The sequence below is a fragment of the Microbacterium sp. 2MCAF23 genome, from assembly GCF_052115565.1.
GTDB lineage: Bacteria > Actinomycetota > Actinomycetes > Actinomycetales > Microbacteriaceae > Microbacterium.
This window is the reverse complement of record NZ_JBFRGY010000014.1, coordinates 19,095-32,645: the sequence shown is the minus strand read 5'-3', so window position 1 is coordinate 32,645 and position 13,551 is coordinate 19,095. Positions and strand designations below refer to the sequence as shown.

At 70.1% G+C, this 13,551-nt stretch carries 11 protein-coding genes; 5 read left to right on the top strand and 6 right to left on the bottom strand.

Going from position 1 to position 13,551, the window contains the following annotated elements:
- The first annotated feature begins 11 nt into the window (after positions 1 to 11).
- The 3 genes from AB4078_RS15000 to AB4078_RS14990 are packed head-to-tail and all read left to right on the top strand — an operon-like array spanning position 12 to position 4,198.
- Entirely contained in the window at positions 12 to 1,670 is a 1,659-nt protein-coding gene (locus AB4078_RS15000; RefSeq protein WP_441977793.1) for an FAD-binding oxidoreductase, read from the top strand.
- Between the two features lie 3 nt (positions 1,671 to 1,673).
- The gene (locus AB4078_RS14995) at positions 1,674 to 2,576 is read left to right on the top strand and encodes a diacylglycerol/lipid kinase family protein (RefSeq protein WP_441977792.1); all 903 of its coding nucleotides are present in this window, start codon (positions 1,674 to 1,676) and stop codon (positions 2,574 to 2,576) included.
- Positions 2,573 to 4,198, top strand: a complete 1,626-nt coding sequence (locus tag AB4078_RS14990) for a GMC oxidoreductase (protein ID WP_441977791.1) — start codon at positions 2,573 to 2,575, stop codon at positions 4,196 to 4,198. Before AB4078_RS14995 ends, AB4078_RS14990 begins: the two co-directional genes overlap by 4 nt.
- A gap of 64 nt (positions 4,199 to 4,262) precedes the next feature.
- Here the strand turns inward: AB4078_RS14990 and AB4078_RS14985 are convergent, their stop codons facing one another.
- The 4 genes from AB4078_RS14985 to AB4078_RS14970 all read right to left on the bottom strand — a co-directional run bounded on the left by AB4078_RS14985 (position 4,263) and on the right by AB4078_RS14970 (position 9,601).
- Positions 4,263 to 6,407, bottom strand: a complete 2,145-nt coding sequence (locus tag AB4078_RS14985) for a 3-hydroxyacyl-CoA dehydrogenase NAD-binding domain-containing protein (protein ID WP_441977853.1) — start codon at positions 6,405 to 6,407, stop codon at positions 4,263 to 4,265.
- 8 nt (positions 6,408 to 6,415) lie between these two features.
- Positions 6,416 to 7,621: a thiolase family protein gene (locus AB4078_RS14980; RefSeq protein WP_441977790.1), complete on the bottom strand. Its 1,206-nt coding sequence runs from the start codon at positions 7,619 to 7,621 to the stop codon at positions 6,416 to 6,418.
- 209 nt (positions 7,622 to 7,830) lie between these two features.
- Positions 7,831 to 9,027 carry an HRDC domain-containing protein gene (locus AB4078_RS14975; RefSeq protein WP_440731836.1) on the bottom strand — a complete coding sequence of 399 codons (1,197 nt, stop codon included), beginning with the start codon at positions 9,025 to 9,027 and terminating at the stop codon, positions 7,831 to 7,833.
- The gene (locus AB4078_RS14970; protein WP_441977789.1) at positions 9,020 to 9,601 is read right to left on the bottom strand and encodes a DUF3000 domain-containing protein; all 582 of its coding nucleotides are present in this window, start codon (positions 9,599 to 9,601) and stop codon (positions 9,020 to 9,022) included. Before AB4078_RS14970 ends, AB4078_RS14975 begins: the two co-directional genes overlap by 8 nt.
- A gap of 25 nt (positions 9,602 to 9,626) precedes the next feature.
- Here AB4078_RS14970 and AB4078_RS14965 point away from each other — a divergent pair, with 25 nt between their 5' ends.
- On the top strand, positions 9,627 to 10,802 hold the full coding sequence (locus AB4078_RS14965) for an alpha/beta hydrolase family protein (RefSeq protein ID WP_441977788.1): 1,176 nt from the start codon (positions 9,627 to 9,629) through the stop codon (positions 10,800 to 10,802).
- Between the two features lie 32 nt (positions 10,803 to 10,834).
- Here AB4078_RS14965 and AB4078_RS14960 read toward each other — a convergent pair whose 3' ends face one another.
- Positions 10,835 to 11,284 (bottom strand): SufE family protein, encoded by a 450-nt coding sequence (locus tag AB4078_RS14960; RefSeq protein WP_441977787.1) that lies wholly within the window; start codon positions 11,282 to 11,284, stop codon positions 10,835 to 10,837.
- 19 nt (positions 11,285 to 11,303) lie between these two features.
- Positions 11,304 to 12,197: a sulfurtransferase gene (locus AB4078_RS14955; protein WP_440731832.1), complete on the bottom strand. Its 894-nt coding sequence runs from the start codon at positions 12,195 to 12,197 to the stop codon at positions 11,304 to 11,306.
- A 178-nt stretch (positions 12,198 to 12,375) separates the two neighbouring features.
- Between AB4078_RS14955 and zapE the strand changes: the two genes are divergently transcribed.
- A complete protein-coding gene (zapE, locus tag AB4078_RS14950; protein WP_440731831.1) occupies positions 12,376 to 13,428 on the top strand; it encodes a cell division protein ZapE in 1,053 nt (350 codons plus the stop codon).
- The last annotated feature ends 123 nt before the right edge of the window (positions 13,429 to 13,551 follow it).

Sequence of the window (13,551 nt, the reverse complement as noted above, 5' to 3'; positions counted from 1 at the left end):
CACTGTAACGCATGACGAACCCGAGCGGCAGAGACGCCGACGATCCGATCGACGAGACGGCGCCGATGCGCTGGAATGGCTGGGGAGACCCCGAGCGGGCCGAGGACCTGCCTTTCGCCGTGCGTTCCCTGTTGCCGCTCCTGCTCGGGCGCATCCGGCGGCCCCAGCCGGCGATCGCCCTCGCCGACGTACGGCTGAGCCGTTCCGCCTTCACATCCGACGATGTCGAGACGTTCGCCGAGGTGCTCGGCGCCGACAACGTGCGGACGGATGCGGAGTCCCGCATCCGGCACGCCGGGGGGCGTTCCACCCCCGACCTGCTGCGCCGCCGCGAACGGGACCAGGCGACCCCCGATGCCGTGCTTCGCCCTGCCGACCACGACCAGGTCGTCGCGTGTCTGCGCCTGGCCGCGGAGCGCGACATCGCTGTGATCCCGTTCGGCGGCGGGACGAGCGTCGTCGGCGCCCTCGACCCCGAGCGCGGTGCGCACAGGTGCGTCGTGAGCCTGGATCTCGGCCGGATGACCGGCCTGCTGCGCTACGACGCCGTGAGCGCGGAGGCGGTGCTCGCCGCCGGAACGACCGGGCCGGAGGCGGAACGGTTCCTCGCGGGGCACGGCATGGAGCTGGGGCACTACCCGCAGAGCTTCCGCTACGCGACGATCGGCGGATTCGCCGCCGCGCGCTCATCGGGGCAGAACTCGGCCGGATACGGGCGGTTCGACACGATGGTCACCGGTATCAGGGTCGCGACCCCGACGGGCGACATCGCGCTGGGACGGTCGCCGGGGAGCGCCGCGGGACCGGATCTCATCCGCCTCTTCCTCGGATCCGAGGGCATCTACGGCGTCATCACCGAAGTCACGGTACGCGTGCACCCGATGCCGGCCGAACGCGTGATGGAGTCGTGGACGTTCCCCGACTTCGCGACCGGAGCCGCAGCGCTGCGGGCCGTGGCGCAGCACGGCGATGGACCCACCGTGATGCGCTTGTCCGACGAGGCCGAGACCAGCGTGAGCCTCGCCCAGGTGGGGAAGATCGGCAAGGCCCTCGCCAAAGGCGCGAGCGCGGTCACCGTGTTCGAGGGCGTCGACGTAGCGGCGCGTCGCGCGCGCACGGCCGCACTGCTGCAGGCAGCCGGCGGCACCTCGCAGGGCGAGGGCGCCTCGGAGGACTGGCTGCGTACCCGCTTCGACGGGCCGTACCTGCGCGATGCGCTGCTGGATGCGGGCGTGTTCTGCGAGACGCTGGAGACCGCGACGACGTGGTCCCGGCTCGCGGGCTTGCGCGATGCGGTCACGGCGGCGCTCAAGACCGGGTTCGCCGAGGCGGGGCGCAGGTCGTTCGTGATGTGCCACGTCTCGCACCTGTACCCGACCGGGGCATCGCTGTATTTCACCGTGCTGGCCCCGCGCGGCGTCGATGCGCTGGAGGCATGGGCCGACATCAAGCATCGTGCCGGTGACGCGATCATGGCGGCCGGCGGCACGATCAGTCACCACCACGCGGTGGGGCGCGATCACGCGCCGTGGCTCGCGGACGAGATCGGAGAGACGGGAATCCGGATCCTCGCGGCCGTCAAACGCGAACTGGACCCGCGCGGGATCATGAACCCGGGGGCGGTGCTCGGCGCGGCGACGCCGATTCCCGCCCCGTCCGCGGGAGCCTGAGACGTGCCGAGGATCGCGCTGATCGCCAACCCGCGCTCCGGCAAGGGGCGGGGCGCTTCCGCCACGGACAAGGCCGTGGCCGCGCTGCGAGAGGCCGGTGCCCAGGTCGAGGTGCACATCGGGTCCTCGGCGGCGGACACGCGACGCCTGGTCGGGATCGCCCTCGCCGAACCGCCGGACGCGCTCGTCGTGGTCGGCGGTGACGGCACCGTGTCGGAGATCCTGCCCGAGATCGCGGGCACCGAGGTGCCGATGACGCTCGTGCCGGCCGGCACCGGCAATGACCTCGCCCGAGCCCTGGGCGTGCCTCGGCGCGACCCGGCGGGCGCCGCGCTGCTCGCGCTGCACGGTGTTCCGCGCCGGATCGACGTCGGGGAGATCGCGGCAGACGGGCGGGCCACGCCGTTCCTCACGGTGGCGGCGCTCGGCTTCGACGCCAAGGTCAGCGACCGCACCAATCTGCTGCGGTGGCCCCGGGGAGCTGCGCGTTACTACCTGGCGATCGTGATCGAGGTCGTGCGGCTGAGGCCCACCCGGTTCCGGCTGGCCTGCGACGGCGAGCCCCTGCGCGACGCCCCCGGCACCCTCGTCGCTGTGGGCAACACCGTCAGCTACGGTGGCGGCATGCCGATCTGCCCCGATGCGCGCCCCGACGACGGCCTGCTGGACGTCGTGCACGTTGCGCCGCTGCGTCGCGCCCGGCTGCTCACACTGTTCCCCCTGCTGTTGCGCGGACGGCATCTGATGCGGTCGGAAGTGACGCATCGCCGGGTGCGCCAGATCACCGTCTCCGCGCCGGATCTCGTGGTCTACGCAGACGGAGAGCGGATCGCGGAGCGGGAGTGCACCATCCGGGTGCGTCCGGCGTCGCTGACCGTGATGGTCCCGAAGGGAGAAGCGGCATGAGCGACTTCGACGAGGACGTCGTCGTGATCGGGTCCGGCTTCGGCGGCTCCGTCGCCGCGCTCCGGCTGGTGGAGAAGGGGTACCGGGTCCGCGTGTACGAGGCGGGCCGCCGCTTCGAGGATGAGGACTTCGCGAAGACGAACTGGAACGTCCGTCGCTACCTGTGGGCTCCCGCGTTCGGGTGCTTCGGCGTGCAGCGCATCCACCGGCTGCCGCACGTCATGATCCTCGCGGGCGCGGGCGTCGGCGGCGGATCCCTGAACTACGCGAACACGCTGTATCAGCCCGGCGCCGCATTCTTCGAGGATCCGCAGTGGGCCGGTATCGCACCGTGGCAGGAGGAACTCGCGCCGCATTACGCCACCGCCAAGCGCATGCTCGGCGTCGTGGAGCACTATCCGCACACCGGGCCGGTGGAGCGGATCATGGCCGGAGCGGCCGAGGACCTCGGCGTCGCGAAGACCTTCCGCCGGGCTCCGGTCGGCGTGTACTTCGGCGCACCCGGCGTGACCGTGCCGGATCCGTTCTTCGGCGGCGAGGGACCCGCGCGCACGGGCTGCACGCTGTGCGGCAACTGCATGGTGGGCTGCCGGGTCGGGGCGAAGAACACCCTTATGAAGAACTACCTCGCCCTCGCGGAGCGGCGGGGTGCGGTGATCGAGGCTCTGCGCACCGTCGTCGAGGTCCGCGAGCTCGCGGGCGGCGGCTTCTCGGTCACGACGCGGCGCAGCGGCGCGTGGGGGCGAGGGCGTCGGCGCACCGTCACCGCGGAGCGCGTCGTGCTCGCCGCGGGTACCTGGGGGAGCCAGCAGCTCCTGCACCGGATGAAGGCTTCCGGCGCCCTGCCGCGGATCCCGGACGCGCTCGGCCGGCTCACACGCACCAACTCGGAGGCGCTGGACGGCGCAGTCTCGACCGCGGTGCCGGAAAAGGCCGGCTTCGCCCACGGCGTGGCCATCACGACGTCATTCCACGTCGACGATCGCACGCACGTGGAGAACGTGCGGTACGGCCCCGGATCCAACCTCATGGGGGCGCTCGCGACCGTCCTCGTGCCGGGCGACGTGCCGCTGCATCGCCGCCTGGGCGCGCTCCTCGGAGCCGTCGCGGGTCATCCGATCCGACAATTCCGACTCGGGACGCTGCGTCGCTGGAGCGAGCGCGGCATCATCGCACTCGTCATGCAGACCGCCGACAACTCGCTCACGCTCTCCATGCGCCGTCGGTTCGGGCGCGATGTGCTGACGAGCGCCCAGGGCCACGGCGCCCCGAACCCGAGCCATCTGCCCGAGGCGCATCGCGCGGCCGAGGCGATCGCCGCCCGCATGACGCGGGAGACCGGCGTCCCGGCGTCCGCGCGCGGATCCTGGCCCGAGGTCTTCGGGATCCCGCTCACCGCTCACTTCCTCGGCGGGGCGGTGCTCTCGGATGCGCCTGAGCGCGGCGTCGTCGATCCGTACCACCGCGTGTGGGGGCATCCCGGGCTGTCGGTCGTGGACGGATCTGCGGTCCCGGCGAACCCCGGCGTCAACCCGTCTCTCACGATCACGGCCCTCGCCGAACGCGCGATGTCGTACTGGCCGCGACGGGGTGAGGCGGATCCGAGGCCGGAACAGGCCTGAACAAGCGACGAAGGCCGCCTCCCTCGGGAGACGGCCTTCGTCGTGCGGATCGGTCGCGCAACTCTCAGGCGTTCGCGATCCCGCGGATCACGGGTGTGTGGAACGTCGCGCCGAACACGCGCTCCGAGGCGCCTTCGCGGTCGAGGTATGGCGAGGCCCCACCGTCGATGAACGGCCAGCCCGCGCCGAGGATGAGGCACAGGTCGATGTCCTCGACCTCCGGCACCACGCCCTCGTCGAGCATGAGCCTGATTTCGTGCGCGAGCCCGTCCTGCACGCGCCGGAGGATCTCCGCGGCCGGCGTCGGGGTGGAACCGGCGGCCTGCTTCACGAGCTTGTCCGCGGCCTTGGTGAAGCCGGTCACACGGCCGCCCTTGTCCTTCTCGACGACCTCGGCCAGATCCGCCAGGGCATGGAAATTCTCGTTCGCGTAGAAGCGATCCGGGAACGCGTGCACCATGGTGTCCTGCACGTGCGCGGCGACCTTCCAGCCGACCAGATCGATGAGCTGGAACGGCCCCATGGGCAGTCCGAGCGGACCGAAGGCCTTCTCGACGTCGGCGACGGGTGTGCCCTCGTACACGGCACGGGCGGCCTCGCCCATGACCTTGGCGAGCAGGCGGTTCACCACGAAGCCGGGGGCGTCGGCGGTGAGCACGGCGTTCTTGCCCAGGCCCTTCGCGACCACGAACGCCGTCGACAGTGCGGCGTCGGTGGTGGACGGCGTCTTCACGATCTCGATGAGCGGCATGACCGCCACCGGGTTGAAGAAGTGGAAGCCGACCAGGCGCTCGGGGTGGGCGAGCTGGGAGCCGATCTCCTCGACGGAGAGCGAGGACGTGTTGGTCGCAAGGATCGCGTCCTCGGCGACGATCTTCTCGATCTCGCCGAACACCGCCTGCTTGACGCCGACCTCCTCGAACACGGCCTCGATGACGAAGTCGCAGTCTGCGTAGAGGGACTTGTCGGTCGTGCCGGTGACCAGGCCGCGCAGCTTGTTCGCGCTGTCCGCGTCCAGGCGGCCCTTGGCCTCGAGCTTGCCGATCTCGTCGTGGATGTAGGCGACGCCCTTGTCCACGCGCGCCTGGTCGAGATCGGTGATGAGCACCGGCACCTGCAGCTTGCGCACGAACAGCAGCGCGAACTGGCTGGCCATGAGGCCCGCACCGATGATGCCGACCTTGGTGACTTTCTTGGCCAGGGCCTTGTCGGGTGCGCCGACGGGACGCTTCGCGCGCTTCTGCACGAGGTCGAACGCGTACATCGAGGCGGCGAACTGGTCGCCCGTGACGAGGTCGGCGAGCGCCTCGTCCTCGCGGGCGAAGCCGTCCTCGCGGGAACCGCTCTTCGCCTTGTCGAGCAGGTCGAGCGCGACGTACGGCGAGCGCGGCACGGTGCCGATCTTGGACTCGAGCATGCCGCGGGCCATCTTGATGGCGATCGGCCACTTGGTGAGCCGCTCGATCTTGCCCGGCTCGTTCTTGCGGTCGACCTTCTTGCCGCCAAGCACCGCGTCGGCCCAGCGCAGCGAATCCTCGAGGAAGTTCGCGGCAGGGAAGATCGCGTCCATCATGCCGATCTCGAAAGCCTGCTGCGGCTTGAGCATGCGGTTCTGCTTGAGCGGGTTCGAGATCACGACCTCGAGCGCGTTCTCGATGCCGATGAGGTTCGGCAGCAGGTACGCCCCGCCCCAGCCGGGGATGATTCCGAGGAACACCTCGGGCAGCGCGATGGCCGCGGCCGACGAATCGACCGTGCGGTAGTTCGAGTTCAGCGCGATCTCGACGCCACCGCCGAGCGCGAGGCCGTTCACGAATGCGAACGACGGCACGCCGAGGGTGCTCAGCGAACCGAGCACCTTGTGGCCGAGCTGCGCGATGAGGCGCGCGTTGTCGCGGGATCCGACCTGGCTGATGTCGGAGAGGTCGGCACCGGCGGCGAGGATGTACTGCTTCCCGGTGATGCCCACCGCGTCGATCTCGCCGGCCGCTGCGCGAGCACGCAGTCCGGCGAGCGTCTCGCCGAGCTCGGTGAGCGTGGCAGGTCCCAGCGTGTTCGGGCGGGTGTGGTCGCGGCCGTTGTCCAGCGTGATGAGGGCGAGCACCTTGCCGGAGGGCAGGCGCACGTCACGCACGGGGGAGTGCGTGACGACCTCGCCCTCGGTGAGGGCCATGATGGGCGAGAAGTCGATCGCGTCGTAGTTCGTCATTCCGGCACTCACTTCCGCTTCTTGCCGTCGAAGTAGGGGTTCTCCCAGATGACCGAGCCGCCCTGGCCGAGCCCCACGCACATGGCGGTGAGGCCGTAACGGACGTCGGGACGCTCGGCGAACTGCGCGGCGAGCTGGATCATCAGGCGCACGCCACTCGCAGCGAGCGGGTGACCGAGCGCGATCGCACCGCCCCACTGGTTGACACGAGGGTCGTCGTCGGCGATGCCGAAGTGGTCGAGCAGGGAGATGACCTGGATCGCGAACGCCTCGTTCAGTTCGAAGAGGCCGATGTCGGAGATCGTCAGGCCGGCCTTCTTGAGCGCCTTCTCGGTGGAAGGGATCGGACCGATGCCCATGATCTCCGGCTGGACGCCGGCGAACGCGAACGAGACCATGCGCATCTTCGGGGTGAGACCCAGTTCCTTGACGGCTCCGCCGCCGGCGAGCAGCGACATGGTCGCGCCGTCGGTGAGCGGCGAGGAGGTTCCGGCCGTGACGCGCCCGTGCGGGCGGAACGGCGTCTTCAGCGCTGCCAGGTCCTCCATCGTGGTCTGCGGCCGGCGGCCCTCGTCCTCGGTCGCAAGACCCCAGGCGCCGTCGGAACCCTTGATCGCGACCGGCACGAGGTCGGGCTGGATCTTGCCGGCGTCGTACGCGGCCTGCACCTTGTGCTGGCTCAGCATGCCGAAGCGGTCCGAGCGCTCCTTGGTGAGGTGCGGGAAGCGATCGAAGATGCGCTCCGCGGTGACGCCCATGTTCAGGGCTCCCGGGTCGACCATCTTCTCGGCGACGAACCGCGGATTGGGGTCGGCGTTGCCGCCGATCGGGTGGTGGCCCATGTGTTCGACGCCGCCCGCGAGGGCGAGGTCGTACATGCCGACGCCGATCGATGCGCCCATCGTGGTGACGCTGGTCATCGCGCCGGCGCACATCCGCTCGACGGCCAGGCCTGGCACGGTCTGGGGGAGTCCGGCGAGGATCGCCACCGAACGGCCAAGGGTGAGTCCCTGGTCACCGGTCTGCGACGTCGCGGCGATGGCGACGTCGTCGATCCGGTCCAGCGGGACGTTCGTGTTCCGCTCCATCAGGCCGATCGTGGCCTTGACGGCCAGGTCGTCCGCGCGGGTGTTCCAGTACATGCCCTTCTCGCCGGCGCGCCCGAAGGGGGTGCGCACTCCATCGACGAAGAAGACGTCCGAGATCTCGGCCACTCTGCCTCCAATGCCCCGTCCGCTGCGCGGACAAGGCCTCCGTTGTTCTGCCGGCAGCCAACGCACGCCGGACTTACAGTTTCGCACGTCCTGAGGAACGCGGTTCCCTATTTTGTGAGACCGAGTGTCATCGCGGTCTGCGCATTCCAGGGGTGTCCCCTCAGCCTAGGTGGGGTCACAGAACGGAGTATGAATCGGTTGGGCTGAACCTACGAAGCGTCTCCGGGCGCCTCGTCGGTCGTTTGCGCGGCTTCCACAAAAGCATCCGCGATCCGCTGTGCGGTTTCCTCAATCTGCCAGGGTCTGGCATCGCGTGCGGCGAGGGCGGAACCGATCGATGCGGCATCGATCTCCGACGGCGGCTCCCACGCGATCCTGCGCAGCGTGTCCGGGGTGAGCAGGTTCTCCGTGGGCATCCCGAGCTCTTCCGCACGGGCCTCGACGGCGGCACGTGCGGCCTTCAGCCGGATGTCCGCTTCGGGGTTGCGATCGGCCCACGCGCGCGGCGGCGGGGGAGCGTCGCTGGGCACTCGCTCACGCGGCAGGTCGGTGCGCTCGCGTCCGCGCTCGATCGCCGCCCACCACCGGTCCAACTGGCTGCGACTGGCGCGACCGGTGAACGCCGAGACGGCGGCGAGGGCGCCCTTGTTCTGCGGGTTCGCCTGCACGGCGGCGATCAGCGCGCGATCGGGGACGAGACGACCGGGGGAGACATCGGATTCGCGGGCGAAGTCCTCCCTGGCCAGCCAGAGCTCGCGGGCCACAGCGAGATTCCTCGCACCGCGCACCTGGTGCAGGCCGCTCAGGCGCCGCCACGGCTCCTCACGCGGAGGCTTGGGCAGGCGCACGCGCGTCGCCTCGAACTCCTCGGCGGCGAACGCCGTCTTGTCGGCCGCTGCGAGCTCGGCGGCGATGAAGTCGCGCACATCCACGAGGTGCAGCACATCGAGCTCGGCGTATTCGAGCCAGGCGTTCGGCAGCGGCCTGGTCGACCAGTCCGCGGCCGAGTGCTCCTTGGCCAGCACGATGCCCAGAGCGCGCTCGACGACGGCCGCGAGGCCCACGCGCTCATAGCCGAGAAGACGCGCGGCGAGCTCGGTGTCGAACACGCTCGCGGGCTCCAGCCCCAGCTCGTGCAGGGACGGCAGATCCTGGCTGGCGGCGTGGAACACCCACTCCTCACCGCCGATGGCCTCCTGCAGCGGAGCGAACGAGCTGATCGCGATCGGATCGAACAGAAACGCCCCGGCGTCGCGTCGGAAGGCCTGCACCAGGTAGGCCCGCTGCGAGTAACGGAAGCCGGAGGCGCGTTCCACGTCTACGGCGACGGGGCCGCTTCCTGCGGCGAGAGTCTGGACCGCGGCGACGAAGTCCTCGTCGTTGTCGATGACGACGTAGTCAGTCACGGATGTTTCTCCTGGCGCCGAACACGGCGATGTCCTCTGAGCCGGGCGGCAGTCCCGCCAGCATTCCGACCAGCTCCGCCCATGCCTCGGCATGCGGGGCGAGCGGTCCGGTCGGCGACCACGACGCACGGAGTTCGATCTGCGCGCCGTCTCCTTCCGCGGCCAGCCCGCCGAAGCCCCTGGACAAGGTCTTCGTGGAGGTTCCGGATGCGGAGTGATGCGTCGCGCCGTGGGACGCGAGCGCGTCGATCAGCCAAGACCACGCTACATCCGCGAGCAGCGGATCCGTGCCGATCTCGGGCTCGAGAGGCGCCTGAGCGAACGCCACGATGCGCCAGGGTCCCGTCCAGGCGTCCGGCTCCGACGGATCGTGCAGCAGCACGAAGCGCCCGGTGCCGTACAGCGAGTCGCCGTTATCGTCGGGGCGCACGTCGGCTGCGAGGGCGAGGGCATCGGGCGCGAGGCCGGACGGTGCGGGGATCTCGCGCACCACGATGTCGTCGCGGAATCGTAGCGCCCGCAGCTGTTCGGCGGCATGCGCGAAGACGCCGTCGGATCCGGGATGAGCGCTCACGCGGACAGACTAGAGTCAGGAGGCGATGAAGAGTCTCAGGCACGCCGCGACGGTCGGCGCGATCGCGCTGGCAGGCGCCGCGGCTCTGGGTGCGGCGATCGGCAGCGCCCTCGTGCTGCGCATCGCGCGCCAGGTGGTCACCCCCGCCCCTCGCAAGAACGACACCGATGTGCTCTGGATCGACACCGGCGCGCAGACGATCGAACTCTCGCGCACGCCGGACACCGAGCTGCCCGGACGCTACGGCCTCTACGTCGACGGCACCCCCGGCTATGTGAAGCTCGGCGCGGTGCTGCATGCGGACGCCGACAGCGTGCGCCGGAAGCTGTTGACGCAGATCGAGCCGGGCGCTGAGGTGGGACGCCGCGCCGGGTTCAGCGGCTACTACTACCTCGCACCGGGTGAGCTGCACCTGCCGTACGAGTCGGTGCTGATCGGCACGCCTGCGGGCCCGTGTCCTGCGTGGCTGTTCCCGGCGGAGTCGGCAACCTGGGTGATCCAGGTGCACGGCCGGGGTGCCACCCGCTCCGAGTGCCTTCGCGCCGTTCCCGTCCTGCATGCCGCGGGGCTGCCGGTGCTCATCACGTCCTACCGCAACGACGGGGAGGGGCCGCGCACGCGTCCGGGCTCCTACGGCCTCGGCGCGACGGAATGGCGCGACGTCGATACGGCGATCGCGTACGCGCTCCGCCACGGCGCGGAGCGGATCCTGCTCATGGGGTGGTCGATGGGTGGCGCGATCGCGCTGCAGACCCTGGTGAGCTCGGACCACGGCGGCGCCGTGGTCGGCATGATCCTCGACTCCCCGGTCGTGGATTGGCGGACGGTGCTGCGCTTCCAGGCGAAGGCGATGAAGCTGCCGGATCCGCTGCCGCAGCTCGCGATGGACGCGCTGGAACAGCCCTGGTCCGCACGGCTCAGTGGTGCGGACCAGGCGATCCCGTTCGATGCGCTGGACATGGTCGCCCGCTCCGCCGAGCTCGACGTGCCGATCCTTCTGCTGCACAGCGACGACGACGGCTTCGTGCCCTCAGACGCCTCGCACGCCCTGGCGAAGGCGCGGCCGGACCTGGTGACCATGCCGCCGTTCACCGGCGCGCGCCACACGAAGCTGTGGAACTACGACCAGAACCGCTGGACCGACGCGATCGCCGACTGGCTCGGCGAGCAGGGATTCGCGCAGGACAGCTCCCTGGGCTGAGGGCTCCGTCGGCCGGCTCCGCCGCGTATCGGTCAGGCGACCGCGAGGCGGGCGCGCACCTGCCGCTTGGCGCGCATGAGCATCCCTGTCATGCCGGAGATGCGCAGCGGCGACACCACGCGGGTGAGACCGATGGACTGCGGGAAGTCGTCGGGGATCGCCAGCACGGCCTCCGGGCTGAGACCGGCGATACCCTGCGCGAGGATGCTCGCGAACCCGCGCGTGGTCGGAGCCTCTGCGGGCGCGGTGGCGTGCATCGTCACCGCGCCGCCCGCCAACTCCAGGTAGATGTAGACGGGCGACTGGCACTCGGCCACGCGCTCAGCCATCTCGGGATGAGCGGCGACCTCCTCGGAGACCGCAGGCAACTCGTTCGAGAACTCGAGAAGGAGCTGCAGCCGGTCCGCTTCGGGGAGCTCCAGGAACGCGTCCCGGATCTCTGCGAGCGCGTCGGGGAGGGCGAAGGCAGCGGTGTCAGTCATCACCGCAATCCTCCCATGCTCAGAGCGACCCGGGCTCCTCGCCGGTGACGATCGGGACCCGCACGGCGCTGCCCCACTCGGTCCAGGATCCGTCGTAGTTGCGCACGTTCTCGAACCCGAGCAGGTGCTTCAGCACGAACCAGGTGTGCGCGGAGCGCTCACCGATGCGGCAGTACGCGACCACGTCGTCGCCGGCCTTGAGCCCGGCGCCATCGAGATAGATCGCTTCGAGTTCGGTACGGGGCTTGAACCCGCCGTCCTCGGCGACGGCCTTCGCCCATGGCACGTTCTGCGCGGTCGGGATGTGCCCGGCGCGCAGCGCGCCCTCCTCGGGATAGGCCGGTGCCGACGTGCGCGAGCCGTTGTACTCCTCCGGCGAGCGCACGTCGATGAGCGGGTTGCCCAGATGCGTGAGCACGTCGTCCTTGTAGGCGCGAAGCACTGAGTCGTCGCGTTCCACGACGGGGTACTCGGTGGCCGCGCGGCCGGGGAGCTCGGTGGTGATCTCGCGGCCCTCGGAGATCCAGCGGTCGCGCCCGCCGTCCAGCAGGCGTACATCCTCGTGACCGAACAGCGAGAAGACCCAGAGGGCGTAGGCGGCCCACCAGTTGTTCTTGTCGCCGTAGATCACGACCGTGTCGTCGCGGGAGATGCCCTTGCGGCTCAGGAGCGCGGCGAACCCGGCGCCGTCGACGTAGTCGCGCACGACCGGGTCGTTCAGTTCGGTGTGCCAGTCGACCTTGACCGCACCCGGGATGTGCCCGGTCTCGTAGAGCAGCACGTCCTCGTCGGACTCCACCACGACCAGGCCCGGTTCGCCGAGGTGCGTGGCGAGCCAGTCGGTGCTGACGAGCCGTCCGGGCTCGGCGTACTCGGCGAACGATGCGGACGCGGTGTCGAATTCGACGGTCACAGGGGGCTCCCTCGGAAGTGGTGATGCAGGGCGACGATGTCCGTGAACGGCCCGTCGCGCGCGATGACGCGCGGTGAAACCGGTGACGGCGACGGCGTAGGGTTGATCCGTCTCTTCGACACTAGAACCCCGTGCGCCCCTGCGCACCCGCAGGGTAAGACTTCGACACAGGATCCGCATGACCGATCAGGCCGCCACCTCCGGCGTCGTCCACCTCATCGACCGCCAGCCGCAGATGACCGGCGCAGAACTGCTGACGGGGCTCGTGCCGCCGCCGCAGTTCGACGGCGCGACGTTCGAAAGCTACCGCTCCGACGCGGCCTACCCTTCCCAAGAGGAGGCCAAGCAGCATCTCATGACGTTCGCGACGGGCGCGCAGCCGGTCAAGCGCGGCGGCCTGTTCCGGCGGGCGCCTAAGGTGCCCGAGACGAAGCCCGGTGTCTACCTCGACGGCGGCTTCGGCGTCGGCAAGACCCACCTTCTCGCGTCGATCTATCACGCGATGCCCGCCCGGCGGAAGTACTTCGGATCCTTCATCGAGTACACGGCTCTCGTCGGCGCGCTCGGCTATCGCAACACCGTCGACCTGCTCCGCGGATCCGATCTGCTCTGCATCGACGAGTTCGAGCTCGACGACCCGGGCGACACCATGGTGATGACCCGACTGCTCGGCGAGCTCGTCGGCACCGGCACGAAGCTCGCGGCCACCTCCAACACCCCGCCGAACGCGCTGGGGGAGGGCCGTTTCGCCGCACAGGACTTCCTCCGCGAGATCCATGCGATGTCGGACAGCTTCGAGACGATCCGCATCGACGGCGTCGACTTCCGCCAGCGCGCGCTGGACGGGCACGCCGTGGCGCTGTCCGGCGAGGACTACGCCGAACGGATCGCGGTGCTGAGCACAGGTCACCGCGTCTCGGACGACGCGTTCGACGACATCGTCAAGCACCTCGCGCAGGTGCACCCGTCTCGCTACATCCGCCTCATCGCCGGAGTCGAGGCGCTGGGGATCCGCGATGTGCGCCAGCTCACCGACCAGTCCGAGGCGCTGCGGTTCGTCGCCTTCGTCGACCGCGCGTATGACGCGCAGATCCCGATCCTGGCGACCGGACGTCCTCTGGACGAGGTCTTCAGCGAGGAGATGCTCGGCGGCGGCTACCGCAAGAAGTACCTGCGTGCGATCTCTCGTCTGAACGCTCTCTCGCACGCCGAGCTCCCCGTCGCCGGCTGATCCGGACGCGCGAAACACGCTGTTCACACAGCGGCGGATCCTGTAACACCGGCGCAACATGCGCCTCCCTCCCGCGAAACACAGCGCCGCCACACTGAAACGCACGACGCGATCAGGTGGAGG